Origin of the sequence: Rhodococcus sp. 5A-K4, assembly GCF_046097995.1 — a bacterium.
Taxonomy (GTDB): Bacteria; Actinomycetota; Actinomycetes; order Mycobacteriales; family Mycobacteriaceae; genus Rhodococcus_F; species Rhodococcus_F erythropolis.
In genome coordinates this window covers 157,388-180,747 of sequence record NZ_JBJURM010000013.1, presented here as the reverse complement: position 1 = coordinate 180,747, position 23,360 = coordinate 157,388, and the positions used below count along the sequence as shown (strand labels likewise).

At 62.7% G+C, this 23,360-nt stretch carries 22 protein-coding genes; 11 read left to right on the top strand and 11 right to left on the bottom strand.

Features of this window, described 5'->3' with window-relative positions:
- Nucleotides 1-82 precede the first annotated feature (82 nt).
- The 3 genes from ACKAMS_RS18790 to ACKAMS_RS18780 all read left to right on the top strand — a co-directional run bounded on the left by ACKAMS_RS18790 (nt 83) and on the right by ACKAMS_RS18780 (nt 4,348).
- A complete protein-coding gene (locus ACKAMS_RS18790; protein ID WP_172932972.1) occupies nt 83-1,600 on the top strand; it encodes a 2-oxo acid dehydrogenase subunit E2 in 1,518 nt (505 codons plus the stop codon).
- Nucleotides 1,601-1,606: 6 nt separating this feature from the next.
- Entirely contained in the window at nt 1,607-3,004 is a 1,398-nt protein-coding gene (gene lpdA, locus ACKAMS_RS18785) for a dihydrolipoyl dehydrogenase (protein WP_408989367.1), read from the top strand.
- 105 nt (nt 3,005-3,109) lie between these two features.
- Nucleotides 3,110-4,348, top strand: a complete 1,239-nt coding sequence (locus tag ACKAMS_RS18780) for a GAF domain-containing protein (protein ID WP_408989366.1) — start codon at nt 3,110-3,112, stop codon at nt 4,346-4,348.
- A 10-nt stretch (nt 4,349-4,358) separates the two neighbouring features.
- On the opposite strand, the gene ACKAMS_RS18775 is transcribed toward ACKAMS_RS18780, so the two are convergent.
- Nucleotides 4,359-5,570 carry a low temperature requirement protein A gene (locus tag ACKAMS_RS18775; protein WP_080909115.1) on the bottom strand — a complete coding sequence of 404 codons (1,212 nt, stop codon included), beginning with the start codon at nt 5,568-5,570 and terminating at the stop codon, nt 4,359-4,361.
- A 192-nt stretch (nt 5,571-5,762) separates the two neighbouring features.
- On the opposite strand from ACKAMS_RS18775, the gene ACKAMS_RS18770 reads away from it, so the two are divergent.
- Both ACKAMS_RS18770 and ACKAMS_RS18765 read left to right on the top strand, forming a co-directional pair.
- On the top strand, nt 5,763-5,990 hold the full coding sequence (locus ACKAMS_RS18770) for a flavin reductase (protein WP_408989365.1): 228 nt from the start codon (nt 5,763-5,765) through the stop codon (nt 5,988-5,990).
- 21 nt (nt 5,991-6,011) lie between these two features.
- Complete coding sequence (locus tag ACKAMS_RS18765) at nt 6,012-6,302, top strand: hypothetical protein (RefSeq protein WP_031333759.1); 291 nt, start codon at nt 6,012-6,014, stop codon at nt 6,300-6,302.
- A 9-nt stretch (nt 6,303-6,311) separates the two neighbouring features.
- Here ACKAMS_RS18765 and ACKAMS_RS18760 read toward each other — a convergent pair whose 3' ends face one another.
- Nucleotides 6,312-8,729, bottom strand: coding sequence for a lysylphosphatidylglycerol synthase transmembrane domain-containing protein (locus ACKAMS_RS18760; protein ID WP_019744892.1), 2,418 nt, complete (start codon nt 8,727-8,729; stop codon nt 6,312-6,314).
- Between the two features lie 211 nt (nt 8,730-8,940).
- Between ACKAMS_RS18760 and ppk2 the strand changes: the two genes are divergently transcribed.
- Complete coding sequence (gene ppk2 / locus ACKAMS_RS18755; protein WP_020970466.1) at nt 8,941-9,906, top strand: polyphosphate kinase 2; 966 nt, start codon at nt 8,941-8,943, stop codon at nt 9,904-9,906.
- 13 nt (nt 9,907-9,919) lie between these two features.
- Here the strand turns inward: ppk2 and mgrA are convergent, their stop codons facing one another.
- Nucleotides 9,920-10,951, bottom strand: coding sequence for an L-glyceraldehyde 3-phosphate reductase (mgrA, locus tag ACKAMS_RS18750; protein WP_070796082.1), 1,032 nt, complete (start codon nt 10,949-10,951; stop codon nt 9,920-9,922).
- A gap of 318 nt (nt 10,952-11,269) precedes the next feature.
- Here mgrA and ACKAMS_RS18745 point away from each other — a divergent pair, with 318 nt between their 5' ends.
- Nucleotides 11,270-13,546 (top strand): SulP family inorganic anion transporter, encoded by a 2,277-nt coding sequence (locus ACKAMS_RS18745; protein WP_408989364.1) that lies wholly within the window; start codon nt 11,270-11,272, stop codon nt 13,544-13,546.
- A gap of 5 nt (nt 13,547-13,551) precedes the next feature.
- Here ACKAMS_RS18745 and ACKAMS_RS18740 read toward each other — a convergent pair whose 3' ends face one another.
- The 3 genes from ACKAMS_RS18740 to ACKAMS_RS18730 are packed head-to-tail and all read right to left on the bottom strand — an operon-like array spanning nt 13,552 to nt 16,212.
- Nucleotides 13,552-14,895 (bottom strand): sensor histidine kinase KdpD, encoded by a 1,344-nt coding sequence (locus tag ACKAMS_RS18740; protein ID WP_020908761.1) that lies wholly within the window; start codon nt 14,893-14,895, stop codon nt 13,552-13,554.
- A complete protein-coding gene (locus ACKAMS_RS18735) occupies nt 14,892-15,596 on the bottom strand; it encodes a response regulator transcription factor (protein ID WP_003939853.1) in 705 nt (234 codons plus the stop codon). The genes ACKAMS_RS18740 and ACKAMS_RS18735 overlap by 4 nt, the downstream gene beginning before the upstream one ends.
- A gap of 40 nt (nt 15,597-15,636) precedes the next feature.
- Nucleotides 15,637-16,212, bottom strand: coding sequence for a TetR/AcrR family transcriptional regulator (locus ACKAMS_RS18730; RefSeq protein ID WP_029256004.1), 576 nt, complete (start codon nt 16,210-16,212; stop codon nt 15,637-15,639).
- 89 nt (nt 16,213-16,301) lie between these two features.
- On the opposite strand from ACKAMS_RS18730, the gene ACKAMS_RS18725 reads away from it, so the two are divergent.
- Entirely contained in the window at nt 16,302-17,297 is a 996-nt protein-coding gene (locus ACKAMS_RS18725) for an ABC transporter permease (protein ID WP_408989363.1), read from the top strand.
- On the opposite strand, the gene ACKAMS_RS18720 is transcribed toward ACKAMS_RS18725, so the two are convergent.
- Nucleotides 17,294-17,671 (bottom strand): DUF952 domain-containing protein, encoded by a 378-nt coding sequence (locus tag ACKAMS_RS18720; protein WP_408989362.1) that lies wholly within the window; start codon nt 17,669-17,671, stop codon nt 17,294-17,296. The genes ACKAMS_RS18725 and ACKAMS_RS18720 overlap by 4 nt on opposite strands.
- A 76-nt stretch (nt 17,672-17,747) precedes the next feature.
- Here ACKAMS_RS18720 and ACKAMS_RS18715 point away from each other — a divergent pair, with 76 nt between their 5' ends.
- Together ACKAMS_RS18715 and ACKAMS_RS18710 are read left to right on the top strand one after the other, a co-directional pair.
- A complete protein-coding gene (locus ACKAMS_RS18715; protein WP_021345249.1) occupies nt 17,748-18,335 on the top strand; it encodes a TetR/AcrR family transcriptional regulator in 588 nt (195 codons plus the stop codon).
- A 10-nt stretch (nt 18,336-18,345) separates the two neighbouring features.
- On the top strand, nt 18,346-19,692 hold the full coding sequence (locus ACKAMS_RS18710; RefSeq protein ID WP_031333757.1) for a deoxyribodipyrimidine photo-lyase: 1,347 nt from the start codon (nt 18,346-18,348) through the stop codon (nt 19,690-19,692).
- Between the two features lie 4 nt (nt 19,693-19,696).
- Here ACKAMS_RS18710 and ACKAMS_RS18705 read toward each other — a convergent pair whose 3' ends face one another.
- The 3 genes from ACKAMS_RS18705 to ACKAMS_RS18695 all read right to left on the bottom strand — a co-directional run bounded on the left by ACKAMS_RS18705 (nt 19,697) and on the right by ACKAMS_RS18695 (nt 22,041).
- A complete protein-coding gene (locus tag ACKAMS_RS18705; protein WP_020970460.1) occupies nt 19,697-20,065 on the bottom strand; it encodes a VOC family protein in 369 nt (122 codons plus the stop codon).
- Between the two features lie 156 nt (nt 20,066-20,221).
- Nucleotides 20,222-20,668 carry a hypothetical protein gene (locus ACKAMS_RS18700; protein ID WP_069146443.1) on the bottom strand — a complete coding sequence of 149 codons (447 nt, stop codon included), beginning with the start codon at nt 20,666-20,668 and terminating at the stop codon, nt 20,222-20,224.
- Between the two features lie 134 nt (nt 20,669-20,802).
- Nucleotides 20,803-22,041, bottom strand: a complete 1,239-nt coding sequence (locus ACKAMS_RS18695) for an MFS transporter (RefSeq protein ID WP_046379047.1) — start codon at nt 22,039-22,041, stop codon at nt 20,803-20,805.
- A gap of 112 nt (nt 22,042-22,153) precedes the next feature.
- On the opposite strand from ACKAMS_RS18695, the gene ACKAMS_RS18690 reads away from it, so the two are divergent.
- Nucleotides 22,154-22,744 carry a TetR/AcrR family transcriptional regulator gene (locus ACKAMS_RS18690; protein ID WP_020970457.1) on the top strand — a complete coding sequence of 197 codons (591 nt, stop codon included), beginning with the start codon at nt 22,154-22,156 and terminating at the stop codon, nt 22,742-22,744.
- On the opposite strand, the gene ACKAMS_RS18685 is transcribed toward ACKAMS_RS18690, so the two are convergent.
- Entirely contained in the window at nt 22,702-23,322 is a 621-nt protein-coding gene (locus ACKAMS_RS18685) for a GNAT family N-acetyltransferase (RefSeq protein ID WP_408989361.1), read from the bottom strand. The two genes, ACKAMS_RS18690 and ACKAMS_RS18685, sit on opposite strands and share 43 nt — an antisense overlap.
- Between the last annotated feature and the right edge of the window lie 38 nt (nt 23,323-23,360).

Genomic DNA, 23,360 nt, shown 5'->3' with positions numbered 1-23,360 from the left:
TCTCACCGACCCTCGAAACTGCCTGGCTGCCTGACGTTGCGCGCATCGAAGAGTCGGTTCGCAAGCTGGTGAGAGCCTGATCATGGCTGACATCAAAGCTATCGACATCCCCAAATGGGGGCTCTCCATGGAGGAGGGGTTGGTCAACGCGTGGCTCATCGAGGAAGGTGACTCGTTCACCAAGGGCCAGTTGATCTGTGAGATCGAGACCAGCAAGATCACCAACGAACTGGAGGCGCCGTTCGACGGTGTTCTCCGCAAGATCGTCGGCATACCGGGGCAGACTCTGCCCGTCGGTGCCGTGATCGGTGTGTCCGCCGATGCGTCCACGACGGATGCGGAGATCGAGCAGTTCCTCGCCGCTCGCGGCGCAACCGCGCCGGCGGAAGAGCCGGCACCCTCACCAGTTGCCGAACCGGAGGCTCCCGCGACACCTACGGCTACACCCGCTGCGAAGGTGGTTGTTGCAGCGAAACCTGCACCAACCGGTTCCACCGTCGTACCGAGTGTTCTGCAGGGCACGACGCAGAGCGACGTGTTTGCGAGTCCTCGAGCACTCCGACGTGCCGAAGCGCTCGGAATCGATCTCGCCGCCGTAGTGGGTACCGGCCCACTCGGGCGGATCAGTGTCCGAGACATCGACGACGCGATTCGTGACGCCGGTGGCACTGTTGCGACAGTAGCGCCGGCCACGAGATCCGGCCTCCCGCTGCGATCAACCGCCGACGACAGTGCCGTGCCTGCCACCCCGGTCGCACGCAGAACTGCCCGATCGCTGGGCGTAAACCTGCACGATTGTCGTCCGACAGGCTCGCGGGGACGCGTCTGCGTCGCCGACGTGCACGACGCCGCTCGTTCCGCGCAGCTCCTGCCAGAAGCGGCGGCTCAGACGGGAACCATTGCCGTCGAACCCGAGTACGACACAATTCCGTTCACGCCCATGCGATCGGCAATCGCCGGCAGGTTGCAGGCGTCCAAGCAGCAGGCTCCCCATTTCCGGCTCACGGCGGATCTCGAGCTCGATGCGCTCCTCGCTCTGCGCAAGGAGATCAATTCGACTGTCCCGGCGGTCAAGCTGTCGGTCAACGACTTCATCGTGAAGGCCTGCGCGGCTGCGCTGATGAAGGTGCCGGACGTGAACGTCCAATTCGATGCCGCGAACGAATCGGTTCTTCGATTCGCGTCGGCGGATGTCTCGGTGGCAGTTGCACTTCCGACCGGGCTGATCACGCCCATCGTGCGTGGCGCGAACACCAAGTCGTTGGCGGACATCTCCGGTGAGGTGCTCTCGTTGGCCACCAAGGCGAAGACCGGCAAACTCCGTCCCGAAGAATTCCAAGGCGGAACGTTCACGGTGTCCAACCTCGGCATGTTCGGGATCAAGGCATTCGACGCGATCATCAACCCGCCCCAGGGAGCGATCCTGGCCGTAGGTGCGGGGGAGAAGCGGGCCGTGGTGGTCGGCGACAGTGTTTCCGTCCGGACCGTGATGACCGTGACCCTCTCGTGCGATCACCGGGTGATCGACGGAGCCTTGGGCGCGACCTTCCTTCGGGAGCTCCAGCGCTTTGTCGCTTCTCCCGCGCTGATGTTGGTGTAAGGGGCTGTGGTGGAAAGCAATACGTCGAAGAAGCACGACGTTCTTGTCATCGGTGGTGGCCCCGGTGGTTACGTGGCGGCGATCCGGGCCGCCCAGTTGGGGTTGAACGTTGCGCTGGTAGAACGTGATCGCCTCGGCGGGATCTGCCTCAACTGGGGTTGTATCCCCACCAAAGCGATGCTTCACGGCGCGGACGTCGCGCATACCTTGAGTGAACTCGACAAATACGGATTCAGTTCGGCGTCTGTCCAGTTCGACATCTCGAAGTTGGTGTCGTTCAGCCGAGGGGTTTCGGAGAAATTGTCCGGCGGTGTTGCCTACCTGATGAAGAAGAACGGCGTAGACGTCATCTCAGGCACCGCGAAGTTGGTGGGCAAGGGCGTCGTGTCCGTGGAAGGTCAGACGTATCGAGCCGACCACGTGATCATTGCAACCGGCGCCCGGCCGCGTTCGATTCCCGGGGTTGCCCCCGACGGTGATCGGGTGTGGACCTACTTCGACGCACTCGTCCCGAAGGAACTACCGAAGTCGCTGCTCGTGATCGGGTCCGGCGCGATCGGAGTCGAATTCGCCAGCCTGTACCGCGATCTCGGCACCGAGGTGACCATCGTCGAGATGGCACCACACATCATGCCGGTCGAGGACGAAGAGATTTCGGCGTTCGTTCGCAAGCAGTTCGAGAAGCGTGGCATCACGATTCACACCGGAGCCTCGGTGTCGGCGGTGACCGTCGGCGCCGACGCCGTCGAAGTGAACGTGCAGACGAGCGACGGTGTCCAGGCGGTGACCGTGGACCGGGTGTTGGTGGCTGCCGGGATCACCGGCAACGTCGAGGATCTGGGGTTGGAGGCTCTGGGCGTCGAGATCGAGCGTGGTGCGATCGTCACCGACCAGTGGTGCCGTACCAGTGCCTTCGGGATCTACGCAATCGGTGACGTGGCGGGCGCTCCATGTCTGGCGCACAAGGCAAGTCACGAAGCTGTCCTGTGCGTCGAAAAGCTGGCAGGCGTGCCCGATGTTCATCCGCTCGATCGCGACTACGTTCCGGGATGCACGTATGCCCGCCCGCAGGTGGCGAGTCTGGGTCTGACGGAGAAGCAGTGCGCCGGTACTGGTCGCAAGTTGCGGGTCGGACACTTCGACCTGCAGGCGAACGGCAAGGCATTGGCGATCGGCGAGGCCGAAGGCTTCGTCAAGACGATCTTCGACGCCGATACCGGGGAACTGCTCGGCGCGCACATGGTCGGTCCGGATGTGACCGAGCAGATCCAGGGTTTCGGTATCGCCCGATCCCTCGAAGCCACCGGCGATGATCTCGCCGAGGTCGTGTTTGCTCATCCGACGCTCTCGGAGGCAATGCACGAGTCTGTGCTCTCAGCGCTGGGGAGACCCCTCAACGCATGAGCACAGTCCGCGTGCGTGAACGCCGTCCTACGTTCACGCACGCGGACAACTCTGCAACCGGGTGCAACGCTCGCTTTCGATGACCCCATCACATAGGACTGGAGTGTGATCGGCGCAACGAATCGACTCGAACCGGCCCTGGGTAGTGGTGAAGACCCGGCGCAGTACGCACGTGTTCTCGAATCCGTGTACGAAGCAACGATGTCCGGGCGCAAACCGCCCGCGCGCCCGCGCTCCGTGATCGCCGATTCGTGGTCGCGTCTGCGCGCCCTCGGTCTCGATCCGGAGCGGTGTTCGATCACGAAGACCACTCGTGCCTCGGAGATCGAAGAGAGTCGGGGTGCGGCCGGAATGACGGAGATCTTCGACGAGGCGGTACGCGGTCTGGCACCGCTCGTCGGCCCGGACGACGCGAATTTGATAGTGGTGGCGGACCGACAGGGTCGCATCCTCTGGCGCCACGGGCCCGGTCGAATGCTGGATCGGGCCGAACGCCTCGGGATGATCGAGGGTGCGTCGTGGACCGAGGAAGCTGTCGGTACCAACGGGATCGGTACTTCGTTGGCATCAGGTTCGGCAGTGCAGGTGTTCTCGGCCGAGCACTACTCGCGCTCGCAGCATCCGTGGACTTGCTCCGGGGCGACGGTTCGGGATCCGCGTAGTCGCCGGGCGCTCGCCGTCGTCAACGTCGCCGGCGCCGCAGGCACTGTCCACCCGTCGACTCTCGCTTTGGTGGACAGCGTGGCCAGACTGGCGGAATCCGCACTGCGGGAGAAGCATCGAATCGGATTGGATCGGCTTCGGATGATCTCGGCGTCGACGCTGGCTCGCGCGAGTCAGCCGACAATGGTTGTGGACCGTAGTGGCTGGGTTGCTGCGGTGGACTCGATGGCGCCGATCTACCGAATTGCACTACCGAAAGCGATGAGCAGCGGCGAGCATTGGCTCCCGTCACTCGGATTGTGTATGTGCGAGCCACTTCCGGGCGGCTGGCTCATCCGCCCTCAGGCGAACCCGGCGTCTGGAAATGCTTGTGCCGAAGTCGAATTGGACCTGCGGGATTCGAATGCGATGGAACTGCGGTACTCCTCGGACTTGGGAAGTTGGAGTATCGACCTCAGCCCGCGCCATTCGCAGATCCTCCTGGCTCTGACACAGGCGCCCGAGGGCCTCACGGCCTCGCAGCTCGCCTCAGAGTTGTTCGGCGATCCGCGTAAGACGGTGACCGTCCGGGCCGAGATGTCGAGGTTGCGTAAGCGATTGGCTGGAATCGTGCTGGCTCAGCCCTATCGCTTCGACCCGGCGGTGCGGGTAAAAATCGTCCCTGCTGTGCGCCTTTATTAACCGCGGGGGGTTAATAAAGGCGCACAGCAGAGCGGCGCGAACGCCGCACCTGCGCATACTCGTAGCCGTTCTGCCAGGTCACGGTGGCCACCAGCACCCAGATGATCCACGTGGCGCTCATGTGCGTGCCGACAATGCCCATGACGATGGGGATGGCGGTGCAGGGGAGCGCCCAGCCGAGCAGCCACCGTCGGTCCGATCGCGCAAACAGCCCCGCCACGGTGCTGATTCCGAAATAGACTGCGATGCTTCCGCACAACAACCACCGCAGGTTCGCGGGTGTGTGTTCCGCGCCGTGTTCGGTGGCAGCTCCGAGGCCCGCGACCAGAACCGCGATAGCGCCGGTGGTGAAACAGTGCAGTGCCATGTCGATGCGAGCGGGAAACTTCTCGGGCTGCAGGTGCGGAACACCGGCGTGGCCGTAGAGAAGCGAGAGTGCCCACATGCCCGAGAGCAGGACAAACGATCCGACGGCGAGGCTGACCACCGTGGAGTCCCAGGTGAGCTTCGAGGCTGCAGAGATCACGAGGATCACACCCTCACCCAGCACGATGATGACGTACAGGCCCAGTCGCTCGGCAAGATGAGCCCGATCGGAGTGCAGGGCTTCGAGTTCGGGCATCCGGTCGTCCTTGAACCCGCGAACCTTGATGATTCGGTCGAGCTTTTCCTGCGCGTCTTCCATGATCGCGCTGCCGGAGACGACGAACATGATCAGCAGATCGATGGTCACACCGGCGGTCCAGAGCCAGAACCGAGTTTCGCCCTCGAACCAGAACGAGACGATCCACGGGATCACACCGAGAGACATCTGGGCGATCGGCCAGTCCACTACTATCTGGCCGTTGTGCCACACCCGACTCGCCAGCAGGCGTACGGCCACGTAGGCGACAGCGAAGGCCAGCGCATGGTTGTCGTGGATGCCGGCCACGGCCGCCATCATGACGGCCAGTCCGAACATGGCGATCAGCATGCTCGGGATTCGGACACGGTCACCGGCAACGTTGCCGTACATCGTGAACGTCGCCCACGCGGTCCAGAACGCGAGATAGAGCAAGGCGTAGAGCGCGACATCCGACCACGACGGCGAACCGTGGAGCAGGTGAGCCAGCTGACCGATACCGGCAACTACGACCAGGTCGAAGAACAATTCGATCCATGACGCGTGTCGCTCGAGCACCGCCTTCTGCTTCGAGTCTGGTTCATTTCCGAGTTCCGACATAAAGCTCAGTATCGGTTATCGGCATCAACAGTGCTGGTAGGCAGCGAAGTTGTCCGTTTTTTCGAAGTTGTGCTTATGCTGTCCGCGCTCACGCGCGCGCCGTCAGGGAGGGGCATGCGAAGGCGCAACTCGACGCCGTCGACCACATGACAAAGAAGTACGCACAAGAGTTGGCAGACAAGGGCTGACGTCGTGAACGATCCACAGGGCAACAGGGCGTTGTGTTTTCGAGAAGCCATGGCGCACGTGTGCTCACCGAGACTGCCGGACGCTCCCATCTGGATCGTGTGCACCGTGGACGCCGTCGTGGACGGTGGTGATCACAAGATCGTGACAGGATCGGTGGACGACGCCTGGCACTGCGAGGCGAATCCATTGACCTATCGCCGGCGTGTATTCGGTGCGCACTCATCGTCGTGAGTGATCCAGGAAAGGAAAGCCATGTATGTACTGGTGGACAACGGCCGCGTCAGCGTCCGCGAAGTGGACAACCTGAAGGCCTTTCACGTCGAGGTGACCGGCGACATCGCCGATTCCGAACTGGACGAGCTCTTGCGCCTTCGGAATTACGGATACGTCAGCGGCGGTAGTGCATTCATCTCGGTAGCCCGCGTTCGCGAGAGCGCCACGGACGTCGACGGAGTGGCGGCGATGGTCGACTACGCCCAGAGCAAGGGCTGGGTCGACGACGACGGTGAAGCGTTGCAGGCGCACATCGTTCGCCGGCAGTAGCGGGAACGCTCAGACCATGTCGTTCTTCTGCAGCCATCGCAGCGTCGGCCAGCCGCAGAACACCGGGAGCCAGCAGGTCAGGACTCGGTAGAGCAGAACCGACGGCACAGCGATGCTTGCCGGCAATCCGAACGCGGACAGGCCACCGATGAGGGCGGCCTCGACGGCTCCGACGCCACCCGGTGTCGGAGCTGCCGAGGCAAGGGTTCCACCGATCATCGTCACGATGGTGACGGTGATGAACGTGGTTCCGCCGCCGAATGCCTCGACGCTTGCCCACAGAGCCAGGGCGGCACCGAGAGTTGTTGCAGCGCTGCCGCCCACGATGATGAGGAATCGGGTCGGGTTTCGTGCAAGTTGGCTCAGTTCACCCAACACCTCGGTGATCTGAGGACGCAGATCGTCGCGCAGCCACCCACGAAGTTTCGGAATGAACATGAATGCACCGAGAACTCCGAGCGCGACGCCACCCGCCAGATACAGAACAGTGGATCCCGGGATGAAGTGCGAGAGGTTTGTATCGCGTCCGGCGACGATCGAGAAGAAGATCAGCAAGCCGACGTGGGTGACCACCTGAACCGTCTGTTGAAGCGCGACTGCGGCCGTTGCACGGACGGTACCGAGCCCGCCCTTCTGCAGGAACCGCACACTCAGGGCGAGCCCGCCGACTCCGGCCGGAGTAGTCGTCGCGGCAAAGGTGTTGGCCACCTGCATGATCAGGAGGTTGCGGTAACTGACCATCGACGACGCACAGGCCCACAGGGCCGCTGCCGCGCCGACGTACGTCAGTGCGGAGACGCCGAGGCCGAGCAGTGCCCACCACCAGTTGGCTGTCTTCAACTCCGTGATGAATGCGGGTACCTGGCTGATGAACGGATAGGCGACGTAGACCAATCCGATGAGCAGAACGAGCTGGATCAGTTGATTGCGACTGAACCGGGTGACCTGTGCGGGAGCGACCTTTTCGATCCCGTTCTTCGCGCCGACCTCGTCTCGGATCTCGGTCATCAATTTTGCGGAATCCTCGGCGGTCCGCCGAATTCGGTTGGGCAACGCCGAGGTGGTCAATCGGCCGGAGGCAGCGAGAATCGTGTCTGCGCCTTGCGCACGAATCGCGGCGTCCACCGCTGCGTCGACGCCGAACAGTGATGCGGTGGCAAAAAGAAGTTGGGCGTTGTCGGACTGCATCTGAACTTCGGTGGCGCCGAATTCGGAGTACGCGTAGCCGCCGAAGAGGATCGTTCCGCCCTCGACGCGAATCTCGGAAGCGCGCAGGTCACCGTGCGCCATCTGATGTACGTGAATGGTGTGCAGTGTTTGCCACAACGCGTCGATCAGTTTGGAGGATTCTTCCTCGTCCGCCTGGTTTTCGACGGCGACGGCAAGTGGGATACCGCGGGGGCTCGGGCGGGCGTACATCTCCCATCCGCGATCGAGCACCGAGATGGCGACGGCTTTGGAACTGGCCAGACCGATGTCGGCGAACGCGATACCCATCAGTGCGCGATGTTCGACGGCGCGCCGAAGCGATCCGTAAGGGGGAGGAGTTTCACGGTTCCGGAACGAGATCCAGCGGAACGTCTGTCGAATTGCTCCGCTGCTTCGCTGGTTCTGTCCGTACAACTCGACAATGAGTTCGTCGAACGGTTCGTCGTCCGGAGCCTTGTCGATGTCGGCGGACATGACCAGCGGGCCGATTCCCGAGGGACTCACGACGCGGAAAGCGGTGACGCGGTAACCACGCCGCGCGAGCACGCGTACTGCAGAGTCCAACGGCACTTCGAGGGCAGGTGTGCCGACGGCAAGAACGATCACCGCGCCGATCAGATAGCCGACGGCGAGACCCAGCATCGATCGGGCGGGAACGATCGAGCTGACGATCAGGTGAATGGGCGCAAACAGCAGAAGCAGCGTCCACCAGGCTCGTCGCCACTTTTTCGGTAGCCACGGACCCGAGACGGTGAGCACCGCCGCGAGCATCGCAATCCACCGCGGATCGTCGAGAAATTGGGACAGGAACGTGGCGTCGAGTCGGTCGGGGACGTCGAGGTGCCACTTGGGTGCGGCGAGTCCTGTGCCGGTGAACGACAGCGCGAGTCCGGCGCACAGGCCGGCAGCGGCGTATCCGGCCAGCAACTTCCATCGGCGCCCCACGATGAGCCCGATCAGAATGGCAAACGGTAGCGCCAGGATTGCGATGCCGTAGAGGAGGTACACAGTGTCGGACAGGCTCGGCGACAGCACTCCGACGATGTTGGACACCGACGTTTCGAGGGCGTCCCACTGACTTCGGGTGATCAGAGAACCCGCGATGACGCCGCCGAGCAGCACGGCAGCGATCGCGACCCGCATGATGTCGCTCGTACGGCGGTGCAGTGGTGGCAGGAGGCTTCCCGTTACCGGGATCTCCCGTCCGTCTACTCGCATCTCGCCAGAACTCTCTTCTCTCGGGGGTTACCGACCGTCTCAGTTACCTCGATCAAGGTACCGCGTGGGGGTTCGGCGCCTGGGAAGCCGGACCTGTCGTTACCTCCTCGATGCCAAGCAACATTCGCTTCGGCCCCGCGGCGGAGGGCTTCGGCGCGTAAAATTCACTTTCCGGACGTTCGTTCATTTCGACGACAGGGAGTGCGTATTCATGAGCCCCGACTCCAGCGGTGTGGACGGTCGGGTTCCTGACCTGCCGACCCCGTCGACCAGAATTTCCGTCACCGAGGACTATGCGGCCGAGATCGACGAGCTCTCGAGTCTCAAGCACAAGCTCGGCGGACTCGAGCCCTCAGAGTTCGCGGATGCCTGGAAGCAGGGCTATCCGTACGAGAAGAAAATGTCGCGCCGCGAGTACGAGCGGAAGAAGCGGCGTCTGCAGATCGAGTTGCTCAAGCTGCAGCTGTGGGTCAAGGAAACCGGGCAGAAAGTGCTCATTATCTTCGAAGGTCGCGATGCTGCCGGTAAGGGCGGGTCGATCAAGAGGTTCACCGAGCATCTCAATCCTCGTGGTGCCCGGGTCGTCGCGCTCGAGAAGCCCACAGACATCGAGCGAACGCAGTGGTACTTCCAGCGGTATGTCGCACACCTACCCAGCGGCGGCGAGATCGTGATGATGGACCGGTCCTGGTACAACCGCGCCGGTGTCGAACGAGTGATGGGTTACTGCACGCCGACTCAGTACCTCGAGTTCATGAGAGAGACCCCGGACTTCGAGCGGATGCTCGTCAACTCCGGGATCCATCTGCACAAGCTGTGGTTCTCGGTCAGCCGGGAAGAGCAGTTGGCGCGATTCGCAGCCCGTCGAACAGACCCGGTGCGTCAGTGGAAGCTCTCACCGACTGATCTGGCTTCGCTCGACAAGTGGGACGACTACACGCAGGCCAAGGAAGCGATGTTCTTCTACACCGATACCGGGGATGCGCCCTGGACGGTGATCAAGAGCAACGACAAGAAGCGCGCCCGCCTCGAAGCGATGCGTCACGTGCTCGCCAGCTTCGACTATCCCAACAAGGATCACCGGGCAGTCGGTACTCCGGATCCCTTGATCGTCGGGCCTGCTTCGGCCGTATTCGAAGAGGGCGAGCACGTGAACGTGGAGTTGCCTCAGCTCTAGCGCAGATGATCGCTCAGATCGAACTGGCCTCTGCCCACAGATTGATGCCGCTGTCCTTTGCGTGCTGATCTATGGAGGCCAGTTCGGCTGCGCTGAATTCGAGATTGTCGAGCGCGCCGACGTTGGCTTCGAGTTGGGCGACGCTGGATGCACCGATCAATACCGAGGTGACCCGCGAATCGCGGAGTGCCCAGCTCAGTGCCAGCTGAGCCAGCGACTGGCCGCGGTCTGCCGCGATGTCGTTGAGCGCGCGGATGTGGGTGAGAGCGTCGTCGGTCAACCACGACGGATCGAGTGACTTACCTTGGGCGGCGCGAGAATTCTCGGGGACGCCGTTCAGATACCGGTCGGTGAGCATGCCTTGCGCGAGCGGCGAGAACGCGATGACGCCCACTCCGAGATCGTCGACAGCCGAAAGCAGGTCCTGTTCGATCCACCGATTCAGCATCGAATAGCTCGGCTGGTGGATCAACAAGGGGACCCCCGCAGCGGCGAGCAGTGCGGCGATTTCACGGGTGCGCTCCGGCGAATACGAACTGATACCCGCGTACAGCGCCTTGCCCTGCTGGACGGCACTGATCAGCGCGCCTGCGGTCTCGTCGATCGGAGTCTCGGCGTCGGGGCGATGGCTGTAGAAGATGTCGACGTAATCGACTCCGAGTCGGCCGAGCGACTGGTCGAGGGATGACAGCAAGTACTTGCGGGAACCGCCGAACCCGTAAGGACCGGGCCACATGTCCCACCCGGCCTTCGACGAGATGACCAATTCCTCGCGGTACGAAGAGAAATCCTCACGCAGGATCCTGCCGAAGTTCGTCTCGGCGCTTCCGTACGGCGGCCCGTAGTTGTTGGCCAGATCGAAGTGCGTGATTCCTAGATCGAATGCCCGCCGCAGGACTGCGCGCTGGTTCTCGATCGGTACGTCGTCGCCGAAGTTGTGCCAGAGCCCGAGCGAGATCGCCGGGAGTTTGAGACCGCTCCGACCGGTTCGGCGGTAGGGCATGGCTTCGTAGCGGTCCTGCGCGGCGACGTACTGATCGGACATGGTGCCTGCCTTCACATCGTTGTGGTTGAGCATTTACTCCCGACCATTATCGCCGACGGCATTCAGGTGTGCTGAACACTCGGGCGGCCCGTACGAAAATGCTTGCGGGTTAAAGCAATTCGATCGCTCTTCTGGACCGACGTTCAGGTTCGAGTCACAGTGCCGGGCGGCGGTGACGTCGACCACGTCTGGGTTCGCATCTAAGGGAACGGTAAGGAATCGCGGTTACCATGGTCACAGTCGATCGGCGATACCGATCGCCGATTCGCTTCGAACATGTTGCCCAGCAGCCGGATCCGGGGTCCGGCGAGGAGATCTATGTCGACGCAGTCCGTAGTGCACGCACAATCATCCGCAGACGAAGCCGTCGTGGGGGATTCGTCTCCGCCGGGTGGTGGAAGCCGGCGTTATCTCGAGCAACTGATCAGATACGACGTGCCGGCGTCGCTGGTCGTCTTCCTGGTGGCGCTTCCCCTGTCCTTGGGAATTGCTATCGCCTCCGGGGCACCGATCATGGCAGGTCTGATCGCCGCCATCGTCGGCGGAGTAGTGGCCGGAGCGGTGGGAGGTTCACCGCTGCAAGTCAGTGGTCCCGCAGCCGGTCTGACCGTGGTGGTCGCCGAACTGATCGGCAAGTTCGGGTGGAAAGTCACCTGCCTTATCACCGTCGGCGCCGGAATTTTGCAGATCGTGTTCGGGCTCAGCCGAATTGCCCGTGCGGCACTGGCTATTGCGCCGGTGGTGGTGCATGCGATGCTCGCCGGTATCGGCATCACCATTGCGCTACAACAGGTTCACGTGTTGCTAGGCGGAAGCTCGGCCAGTTCGGCGCTGGACAATCTACGGCAGTTGCCCGCACAGATCGGTGCCCTGCACGTCGAGGACTTGATGATCGGACTCGTTGTCATCGTCACTCTTCTCGGGTGGCGCTATCTCCCCGCGGGCGTCCGGAAGGTGCCTGCGGCATTGGTCGGCATCGTATTGGCAACTCTCGCTTCGCTCCTGCTGCCGATCGACGTCGAACGTATTGCTCTCGACGGATCTTTGTTGGACTCGATCGGACTTCCCGCTCTGCCGGACGGCCAGTGGCTCGGCGTCGCAACCGGCATCCTGACCATCGCACTGATCGCCAGCGTCGAGAGTCTGCTCTCGGCCGTGGCTGTGGACAAGATGCACTCGGGCCCGCGCTCGAACTTCGATCGCGAGATGCTCGGCCAAGGTACTGCGAACATGGTGTCCGGGGCGATCGGCGGCCTGCCCGTCACGGGTGTGATCGTACGCAGCGCCACCAATGTCGAAGCCGGGGCGAAATCCCGTGCGTCGTCGATCATGCACGGCCTGTGGATCCTGCTGTTCTCGGCCGCGCTGGCCGGGTTGGTGCAGCAGATTCCGAAGTCTGCGCTTGCCGGACTGTTGATCGTCATCGGTATTCAACTGGTCAAGCTGGCGCACATTCGGTTGGCGCGACGGACCGGTGACCTGTGGGTGTACGGCATCACAGTGGTCGGTGTCGTGTTCTTGAACCTGCTCGAGGGCGTGCTGATCGGATTGGCGTTGGCGATCGCCCTCCTGGTGTGGCGTGTCATCCGCGCGTCGGTCACGGCAGAAGAGTTGGGTGACAAGGATTCCGGGAAGTGGCGAGTGCTGGTCGAAGGGTCGTGCACCTTCCTGGTGCTGCCCAAGCTCACCTCGGTACTCGCCGGCATCCCGCCGCGGTCGGACGTCACCGTCGAGTTGTCCGTCGACTTCCTCGACCATGCCGTCTTCGACGTCATCGAAGAGTGGGCGAGGCAGTACGAGTTGGCAGGTGGTTCGGTGATCATCGACGAAGTCGGCTCGGTGAGTATGGAGAGCGCGACCACCGGTCCGCCGAAGCGCGGCGCCGCAGTCACCGACCTGCGCGGATTGCTCGCTCCGTGGGGTAGTTGGCAACCACAGGCTTCGGGAAGGAATCTGAGCAGCCCGCCAGCCTTGCGACCCATTCTCGACGGGGTGTCCAACTATCATCGCCATCGCGCCGAAGCGATACGGCCGCACATGGATCAGTTGCGCGACGGCCAGAATCCCGACTCTCTTTTCCTCACCTGCGCAGATTCGCGAGTGGTGCCGAACATCATCACGAGCAGTGGCCCAGGTGACCTGTTCACTGTGCGCAACGTCGGAAACTTGGTTCCTGCCGGCGGCCGCGATACGTCGGTGGAAGCGGCACTGGCCTTCGGGATCGACGAGTTGGGTGTCAGTTCGGTGATCGTGTGCGGACACTCGGGTTGCGGCGCGATGCAGGCACTCCTGACGAACAGTTCGTCGGAAGCGGGAGTTGTCGGTGAGTGGTTGAGGCATGCGGAGACGAGCTTGCAGGCATATACGAGTGGCCATCCGGTGGCGCGTGCTGCGGCCGAGGCGGGTTTCTCGGAGGTCGATCAGCTCGGAATGGTCAATGTTGCAGTCCAATTGCAGACTCTCGAACGCCATCCTCTGGTCGGTCAGGCCCGTGTGGATGGTCGCCTGCGTATCGCCGGACTGTTCTTCGACATCGGCTCGGCTCGGGTCATCGAAGTGACAGCGTCAGGGATCGGCGAGTTGATCGAGACCTGAAGGGGCTATTCGGGTCCGGGCTGATCCCTGAGTTCGACCAGCAGGCGAGCCCCGCCGAGCGGACTGTCGTGAAATGTCGTACGTCCGCCGTGCAGGGCCGCCTGCTGCGCCACCAGTGCCAGGCCCAAACCGGAACCCGTCTTGCCTGCCGTCGATCCCCGAGTGAAGCGTTCGAAGACGCTCGAGCGTTCCTCGGCCGGTATTCCGCAACCGTTGTCGTCGATCGTGATCGTGACGGTGTCCGGTGAATCGACCGGGCGTGCGAGGGTGATGCGCACCGTGCTCGCGCCGCCGTGGCGGACTGCATTGGTGATCGCGTTGTCGAGGATCAACCGGATTCCGCCGGGAAGGGCCCGGATGCAATAGGGGAGTGGGGAATCCACCGTGACGACACTGACATCGACGCTCGGGTGGTGGCGTCGTGCATCGTCGGCCGCGATGTCGCATACCTCGGTCAAATCGGTGTCCTTGAAGTCCTCAGCCGTCGACAACTCGCCCTTCGCCAGTCGCTCCAGGTCGCGGAGAGTCGATTCGACGCGGCCCTGTGCGCGGGCCAGATCTGTGAGGATCTCACGTCGCTGCTCGTGGTCGAGATCGTGAATGGACAACACTTCGATGTCGGTTCGCATCGCCGTCAACGGAGTTCGGAGTTCGTGAGCCGAGGCGGAAGCAAAGTCCCGAGCGGCAGCAAGGGCCGAGTTGGTCGCGGCCTGTGCCCGGGCGACGTCGCTGAGCATCGATTCTGCTGCTGCGGCAAGCTCGTCCGCTTCACGGATGCCGGAAACCTCGGTGGCGAGATCGGGATCTCGCCTGGCGATCCGGCGGGTCAATTCCACGAGTGGGCGCACCGCCGGGCCACCGAACAACCATCCCAACGCGGCTGCGGCCGCTACGGCTCCGACGCCGAAGAACGCAACCTGACGCTGTTGGTCGACCGTGATGTCCCGCGCCTCGGCATAGGGAACCGCCAGCGAGACCAGGGCATTGATTCCGTCGGCCTCGGCGGTGTAAGCCCGGTACTTCGTACCGTCCACGTCGACGGTCGCCGAGCCGACCGGTAATTCGGGCAGTCGCGTCGGGGTACTGGATTTGACGGTTCCGTCGGTGTCGGAGCGGATGGTCACGGAGAACGCTCCGCCGTCTCCGAATGCGCCGAGAAAAGGTCCCGCTGTTGCCGCATTGGCCACGATGACCGTCGATGCCGTCTCCAAGCGACGGTCCAACTGCGCCAAATTGTTTCGTGCGATAGCCAGTGCAACGACCACGCCGAGTGCGATGACGATGAACGTCGCCCCCAGTGCCGCGGCCGCGGCAACGCGAGTTCGTAGTGAGAAGCGGCGACGCTTCACGGGTTCTCCCGAAGCACGAACCCGACGCCGCGAACGGTATGCAGCAGACGAGGTGAACCGCCGGATTCGAACTTTCGACGCAGGTAGCCGATGAAGACGTCCACGACGTTGGTGTCGGCGACGAAGTCGTAGCCCCATACGAGTTCGAGGAGACGTTCGCGAGTAAGCACGATGCCGGAATTGTGAGCGAGCACTTCGAGTAGCTCGAATTCGCGTTTGGTGAGCGGTACTTCCTTGCCGTCGACGCGAACCCGCCGGCCGGAGAGGTCGATGTCGAGGTTGCCGACCCGCAGGGTGTTCGTTCCCTCGGAGTGATCACCGGCCGGAGTGTTGCTGCGACGGAGCATTGCGCGGATCCGGGCAACCAGTTCGGCGAGGACAAACGGTTTGACCATGTAGTCGTCTGCGCCGGATTCGAGCCCGGCGATGCGATCGTCGACCGAATTGCGTGCGCTGAGCACGCAGATCGGGATTTCGTTGCCGGCGGCACGAAGCGCCGTCACCACACCGGTGCCGTCGAGCACCGGCATGTTGATGTCGAGGACTACCGCGTCCGGTCGCTTGTCGGAGATCACTCGGAGCGCGTCGGCGCCGTCCACTGCCGTCAGTACGGTGAATCCCGAGAGCCGCAATCCGCGTTCGAGTGAGGTCAGGACGTCTGCGTCGTCGTCGACTACGAGGATTTTCGGTATCTCGGTCACAGCCCCATTGTGCCTTGCCTGGTACGTCGGGTTTCGCCGATCAGACCGGCAAGTCGGTACCGTCCGGACGCAGACCGGCCATGAACACCGCGACCAACCGCGGGACCAGGTTCGGCATGGCCTCGTCGGACAATTCGATTTGCGGGCGCGTCAGTTTGGCCAGAGCCATGACGAATTCGAGCGGTTGCAGATCGGCGCGAACCAGTCCGGCGCTCTGAGCGGCGCCGATCGTCGCGGTCATCTTCGTTTTCGTCACCTCACGCACCGCCAGAACTTCGGGCGCCAGCTCGGTGAAACTGCGTTCCACCAGTGCGGGAATGAGCGCACCCAGGCGCAGTTCCACGAGGCGGTCCACCAGCGTGTGCCACGCGTTTGTGGGATCGGTGGACATTGCCGTGAGTGCGATGTCGGCAGCCTCGCGGACATCGGTCAGTGTTGCGACGGCGACGGCGGTCACGAGGTCCTCGCGCGTCGGAAAGTTCCGATACAGCGTGGCGATGCCCACTTTCGCGAGTTCTGCGACTGCGTCGAGGGGCGCGTCGTGCCCGCGCTCGGTGAACACCGCTCGTGCGGCGTCGACTATTGCGTTTCTGCGTTCACGTGCATCGGCTCGCACATTCACCTCCGGTATTGACAGTTCATCATAACCGGAGGAATATCTTCCACAAATAGTGGAGGAAAAACTTCCACTTAGGGAAGGTAGTTATGAACGCCGAAGTTGAAGCACGGGACCGCAAGAAGTTGGTGGCTGTGGTGTTGGGCTTGTCCGCCGTGATCGGGCTGATGCTGCTTGCCTTCGTACTGCCCTCGGTCAACAGTGGCCCGCACGAACTGAAGTTGGGCATCACCGGTCCAGCTCCGGCAACCGAACAGATCCGCACCTCGCTCGAGGCGAGTAAGCAAGGCGCCTTCGATACTCGAGAATTCGCTGACGCCGACGCCCTGCGTGACGCGATTCGGAATCGCGACCTGGTCGGCGGAATCGCCGTTGATGCCAACGGTCCTCACGTGTTGATCGCGACTGCAGGCGGAACCCCGATCGCCCAGACCCTGACCGGGGTGGCCAACGGCCTCTCGGAGGCCTCGGGGGCAAAGGTGCCCGTCGAAGACGTTGTGCCGCTGACTGCGGACGACCCGACCGGTGCTGGGCTCACGGCATTGGCCTTGCCCTTGGTGTTCGGCGGAATCATGCCTGCTGTTGTTCTCGTGCAACTGTTTCCGCGGAGCATTGTCAAGCGAGTGTTGGGCGCTGCCGGCGTCGCGGTTGTCGCGGGTTTTGCACTGACTGCCATTCTGCAGTTCGGCACCAACAGTCTTGACGGAAACTACCTGCTCACCGCGCTCGCACTCACCATGGGCATGTCGGCCATCTCGCTGCCCATTCTGGGACTCGAATCCCTGCTCGGGATGAAGGGATTCGCGTTGGGTGCCGTCACGATGATGTTCATCGGAAACCCACTCTCGGGGATGGCGACAACTGCCGCGTGGTTGCCCGCAGGCTGGGGTGCATTGGGGCAGCTGCTCCCACCTGGCGCCGCAGGAGCATCCGTCCGTTCGATGGCGTTCTTCGACGGCCATGGCGCCGCCACGCCACTTCTGGTGCTGGTGTGCTGGATTGCCGTCGGGATCGCGCTGTGCGTCGCCGCCGGCCGGAAGAAGGCGTCGACCCCCGTGGTCGAACCCGAGGCTGCGCTGGTCTAGCCGGCGGGGCTTGCGTACGGGGTCAGGTCGGGAATCGGCCAGGCCCCGTCAACGCGTTCCACGACCAGTTGGACGAGCACGGTGTCCTCGTCCATCGGTAGAGGTCGGAGGATTCGGGGCTTTCCCGCCTCCCATTCGACGTCGATGCCTGCGGAGGTCAGAGCGTCCTGGTCGATGACGGCGACGATCAGTGGCAACGTGAGGTCGCCGAACACCAGATCGAGCACCGAAGCGAGCGCGTTCGGGGTGGTTGCGCGAATGAATCCCGCCTCGTCGTAACTGATTCCGCGCGTCGAGACCTCGTACTCACCGAAACGCTTGCACGCTTCCCAGTCGTCGGCGATGGCGACGTGGACGAGTCGTTGTCCGGTCATGCAGTGCTCCTGTAGTGTTCGAAATAATGAAACGTCAACGTAGCATTAATTGAGTGGCACGGTAGTAGGGGACTTGATGGAGCAACCGCGCAGACGTGGGAGAACCAGCGACGCGGAGCGAGCTGATCGACGCAACGAGATTCTCGACGTTGCGGTCGACTCGTTTCGAGAAGTCGGGTTCGCTCGAACGACCATCGACGCCATTGCCACGGCGGCCGGCGTCGCCAAGCGCACCGTGTACAGCTATTTCGGCGACAAATCCGCGGTCTTTGCTGCTGCTGTTTCGCGTCAGCACGCGTATGTCGAGAACGCCGGTGGCGACCAGTCGGACCTGCTCGCCGCTGCAGTGGACATCGTCGTCGCCCTGCACAGCGACAACTCGATTGCGCTGCACCGCATGATGATCGGCGAGGCCGTGCAGTTCCCGGAACTGGCCGCCGCGTTCTACGAATCCGGCCCGGCCAAGTCGATTGCCTTTCTGGAGAAGATATTGATCGATCAGCACGGCCAGAAGGCTGCGCTGTGCGCGGATCAGTTGTACACGTTGCTGCTCGGGGAGGAGCACCGGCAGCGACTGCTCGGGCTCGCTTCCGAACCGACAACAGAACGAGCTGCGCAACTTGCAGCTCGTGCGGTGGGGTGCGTTCTGGGATCTGATCGGTAGGCTCGACTGGGTGAGTAACTCTGTGGTCTGGTTTCGACGTGATCTGAGGGTAGGTGACCTTCCCACCCTGAGTGCAGCGTCGGATGCCGGCGGGCAGACGTTGGGTTTGTTCGTTCTCGACGAGAACCTGCTCGGACCGGCAGGCTCACCCCGTCAGGATCAACTGTTCGCCAACTTGACGGCGCTCGATCATCAACTCGACGGAAAACTGATGGTTGTTCGAGGTGATCCGGCGGACGTGGTGCCCCGTGTAGCGGAATCCGTTGGCGCCGAAGAAGTTCACATCAGTGCCGACTACGGACCCTACGGCCGACGGCGCGACGCGGCCGTGGCGGAGCAGGTGGAGTTGATCGCCACCGGATCTCCGTATGCCGTGGCGCCCGGACGCGTCACCAAGGCGGACGGTGATCCGTACAAGGTGTTCACGCCGTACTTCCGTCAGTGGATGGAACACGGTTGGCGGGGCCCCGCGTCGACCGATGCGCAGACGGTCCGTTGGTTCGATCCGAGCGACAAGGAGGGTGGCCCGCGCCGGGTGAGTATCCCCGCGCCATCCGCCTCCGTCAGCGATTTCGTCGGTGAGGTCGGCGCCCTCGAACAGTGGAAAGAATACTGTGAGAACGATCTTGACCGGTACGACGACGAACGAAATCGGCCTGACCTCGACACCACGAGCCGGATGTCGATTCCGCTCAAGTACGGCACGATCCATCCGCGAACGATGTTGGCAGATCTCTCCAAGCGACTGGGCGACGGCGCTCAGGCTTACCGTCGCCAGTTGGCGTGGCGAGACTTCTACGCAGACATCCTGTTTCAACGCCCCGACAGCGCGCGGAAAAACTACGACGACAAGTTCGACCGTTTACGTCACGACGGTGGAGTAGACGCAGACGCCGCCTTCACGGCCTGGTGTGAGGGCAAGACCGGCTTCCCGATCGTGGATGCCGGCATGCGGCAACTCGCGGCCGAGAACTGGATGCACAATCGGGTGCGAATGATCGTCGCCTCTTTTCTGGTGAAGGACCTACACATTCCGTGGTGGCGTGGCGCACGGTTCTTCATGTCGCATCTGGTGGACGGTGACTTGGCCTCCAATCAGCACGGGTGGCAGTGGACTGCAGGGTCGGGCACAGATGCTTCGCCCTTCTTCCGCGTCTTCAACCCCATCACGCAGGGAGAGAAGTTCGATCCCGACGGCACATACGTCCGTCGGTGGGTTCCAGAACTCCGCGATGTTCCCGGGAAGGCCGTCCACTCGTTGAAGGCGATGCGCCCGGTCGACTACCCGGACCCGATCGTCGATCACGCGCATGAGCGTGAGGAAGCCTTGCGCCGGTACGGCGAGATCAAGGGCTGAGTGCTCAGTGATCTGCGGGCGCTACGCGGAGGCGGTTTCCGTCCAGATCTGAAATGACGAATGTCAGACCGAAGACATCTTCGTTTGGCTCTTCGACGACCTCGACACCCTTGGCCACCCACTCGTCGTAGATCGCCCGAATTTCATTGCTCCCGCCGTCGACCAATATGCCGACTTCGAAATTGCGCGGAGTCGCGGGATCGAGGTCGCGGGACTTGCCGCTCCACAGTGCAAGGACCACGCCGCCGCCGAGGTCGAAGGTCATGTACCGAGGGCTGAGGACCTCAGGCTTCGCGTCGAACAATTCGCCGTAGAACGCTGCTGCGGAGGCGGCATCGCTGACGTAGATCAGAAACTGGTTGGGTAGTCGCACTGTGGTTTTCCCTCTCCCGTTGATGTTCGGGCCACCGGCAGCGGGGCGTGTGCCTGGTCGTGCGGGGCCGTGTTCAACACTTCCCGCGCGCCGGACGAATGTCCAAGAACGAGTGCGTCTGAGAGGCAGATGGATTACTTATGACGACTGCTGCAGTCACACCGCACTGAGGTGGTACCCGACGCTCAGGTTCGGGTAGTAGCCGTCGATGTAGCTCGAGATGAAGTAGTGATCAGGGTCGGTGGTGCGAGTTCCGTCGGTGTCGAACTGCGGATAGTCGTTGGCCATGAAGACGGCTTGTCCGCCGCCGGGAGTGGAATAGGCGACGTCGACCGTCAGGCCGCGCGGGTCCTGGTTGTATGCCGTGACGATTTCGGTCTCGTGGGGCGCGAGCGACTGGCGTGGGCTCTGCATCCACTGTCCGTAGGGGTTGTCGGCGCCTTCGAGATGAATTGTCTGTTCGGTGTCGTTGCTGATCGTCATCGTGATGGTGTTGCCGGTCGTGGGAAGAGTTCCGGCACTGGCGATTCCGCTCAATCCCAAAGTGAGGGCGCCGGCGGCCAGAGCTGTGATTGCGGCAACTACGTAGCGTGGGTTCGTCATCGTCGGTGTCCTTTGTCCGGGTGAGCGTTCGGTTGGCTCTCTCGAAGACAACTATGTCGGAGCGGATCGATGTCGTATGTCCACTCCCCGGACCCTGTGCAGGAGGAACGGTGTGTCCACCGATCGGGGGACACCTACTCCGACACGGAGACAGCTTCGACCTTTCGCTCGCCGGTGACCAGCAGTCCGATCAGTGCGGCGGCCGCGAGAACCATGACGAGTGCTCCGTAGCCACGCGTCGTATCCACCAACCCCACCTTGCCGACCAGGTAGCCGGCCAGCAATGCCGGAAGGCTGTTGGCCAGATATGCGATGACGTAGACGGTGGACAACAACCCCGCGCGTTCGTGGTTCTCGGCCAGCGGCATGACAGTGAGGATGGTTCCCTGGAATCCTGCTCCGAAGCCGATCCCGGCAACAGCCGTACCAACCAGAATCAATACTGCAGAGGATGTTTCAGCACCGATGAGTGTGACTGCCACCCCGAGCACCAAGGCGGTGGTTCCGATCAGCATCACGGTTCGGCCGCCGAGTTTGCGGAAGGTGAGCACCGCTGCGGCTCCGAATCCCGTCAGTGTTGCGACCATGATGGCACCGATGAGCGAGCTGTGAACGTCAAGTGCGTTGCGCGCCAGCGCCGGTCCGAGCGAGAGGTAGAAACCGCCCAGCGCCCAGACCGCGATCAGGCACGGTGCGGTGAGCGCAATCATGGTTCGGGCCTCGCGAGGAACAGCAAGGGTGGGGCGTAGCGACTGCCAGGCTCCGGGGCGTCCGCCCGAAGTCTCGGGAGCGGCCCAAACCCCGAGGATCTCGAGGACGACGAGTACGAGAAGGACCAGGTAGACAGTGCTGGTTGGCCTGGGCAGGTGCTCGCTGATGAGACTCGAACCCACGGCTCCGACGGCAAGCCCCACTGTCGGAGCAACGCTGTTGATAATCGATCCGCGTCCCGGAGTGCGTTCGAGGTCGATCAACGCCGAACCCAAAGCGCTGATTGCAGCGCCGGTGGCAACACCCTGCACGACCCGGGCAATCAGCAGAATGGTCAAACCATCGGCGGAGGCGAACAGGGCGAGCGAGACCGCCTCCAAGGCGAGCGCTCCGAGCAGGACCGGGCGCCTGCCGATGTGATCGGACAGGGATCCGGCGGTCAAGAGCGTGGCGAGCAATGCGAGAGCGTAGATGCCGAACACGAGCGTCGACGCGAGCGAGGAGAATCCCCACAACTGTTGATAGTGCTCGTACAACGGTGTCGGGGTCGCGGAGGCGCCCAGGAACGTAGCGATGATGACGGCGATGAGTGTGAAAGCGACGCCTCGCCCCAAGCGTGGGCGTGAAGTGCTCTCGGTCGGTGGTGAAATGGTCGTTGTCATTGTCGTAGCGCTTCCCGTGCGGGTGGTGAAGACTTCAAACGCAAATACTTTGCGTTTGGGACGCTACGCCTGGCCGTAGCCTAATGCAACATCTTTGCGTTAGTATTGATTTATGAGTCCGTCCGCAGGTCCGCGCCCCGGTGGCCGCAGTGCGCGCATCCAACAGGCAGTGCATGCGTCGGCGCGCAAGTTGTTGGAACAGCGTGATCGGGCAGAGATCACGGTGCCGATGATCGCAACCGATGCGGGTGTGACCCCGTCGACCATCTATCGGCGGTGGGGCGACATCAACGAAGTCTTTGCCGATGTCTCGATCGAGAGATTGCGACCGGACGCCGACCCGCGTGAAACGGGTTCGCTCCGAGGGGATCTGACGATCTGGGCGCAGGACTATCTGGAGGAGATGTCTGCACCCGTCGGTCGCGCATCGCTGCGAGATGTGCTGATGAGCGACGACCAGACGCACGCACCGGACGGCACGAAGAAGTTCAAGTGCGCCTTTTTCTGTCGGACACAGATCGACGTGATACTAGCTCGTTGGCCGGAAGCTGCTGACGTGGATGGTGATTCGGTAGTGGACCACGTGGTGGCACCGATCATCTACCGAATTCTGTTCGACCTCGAACCGGTCGCGCCGCAGCGAGTTGCGGAATTGGTGGATCAGACACTTGCGCTCGCGGCGCGGGTCGGTGCCGAAGGCTGATCGCTACGTAGTCGGGCGTGGACATGCATGTCGTGCCAGCCGTCGGCGTGCCTGGCGGAGCCTCGTCGAACACCTTCTTCGCTGAACCCTGCTTTGGTGGCAACTCGGCACGATCGTGGGTTGTGGATCGAGTGCTCGAGTTCCAATCGATGAAACCCTACTTCGCGGAATGCCCACTCGGACAGTGCAGTTACGGCCTGGGTGCAGAGTCCACGGCCTCGCGCCGCTGGGGTCATCCAATACGCGAGCTCGGCAGTGCCGTCCCACAAATTCACCCCCTTGGCTGCGATTCGGCCTAGGAGTTCATTCGTCTCGGGAGTGGTAATCGCCCAATGGCATTCGGATTCGCTTGCCCACCCGTCTCTCCACTGGGTGAGCCAACCCCGTGCTTCGTCGATCGAGTCGGCGCGGCGGATGTGCCAACGCTGAATCGACGGATCGCGAAAGGCTTCCATGACGGCCGGTGCGTCGTCGTGGGTCCACGGTCGGAGAATCGCGGAAGTCCCGATGCGGATCGAGGGTTGGTCCATCCCCTCGAGATAGCCAGTGGCGATCGCGGGCGTGGTCAACTTGGGCATGTGAAGCATCATCGCCTACCGGTCCGGCTGCGGGCAAC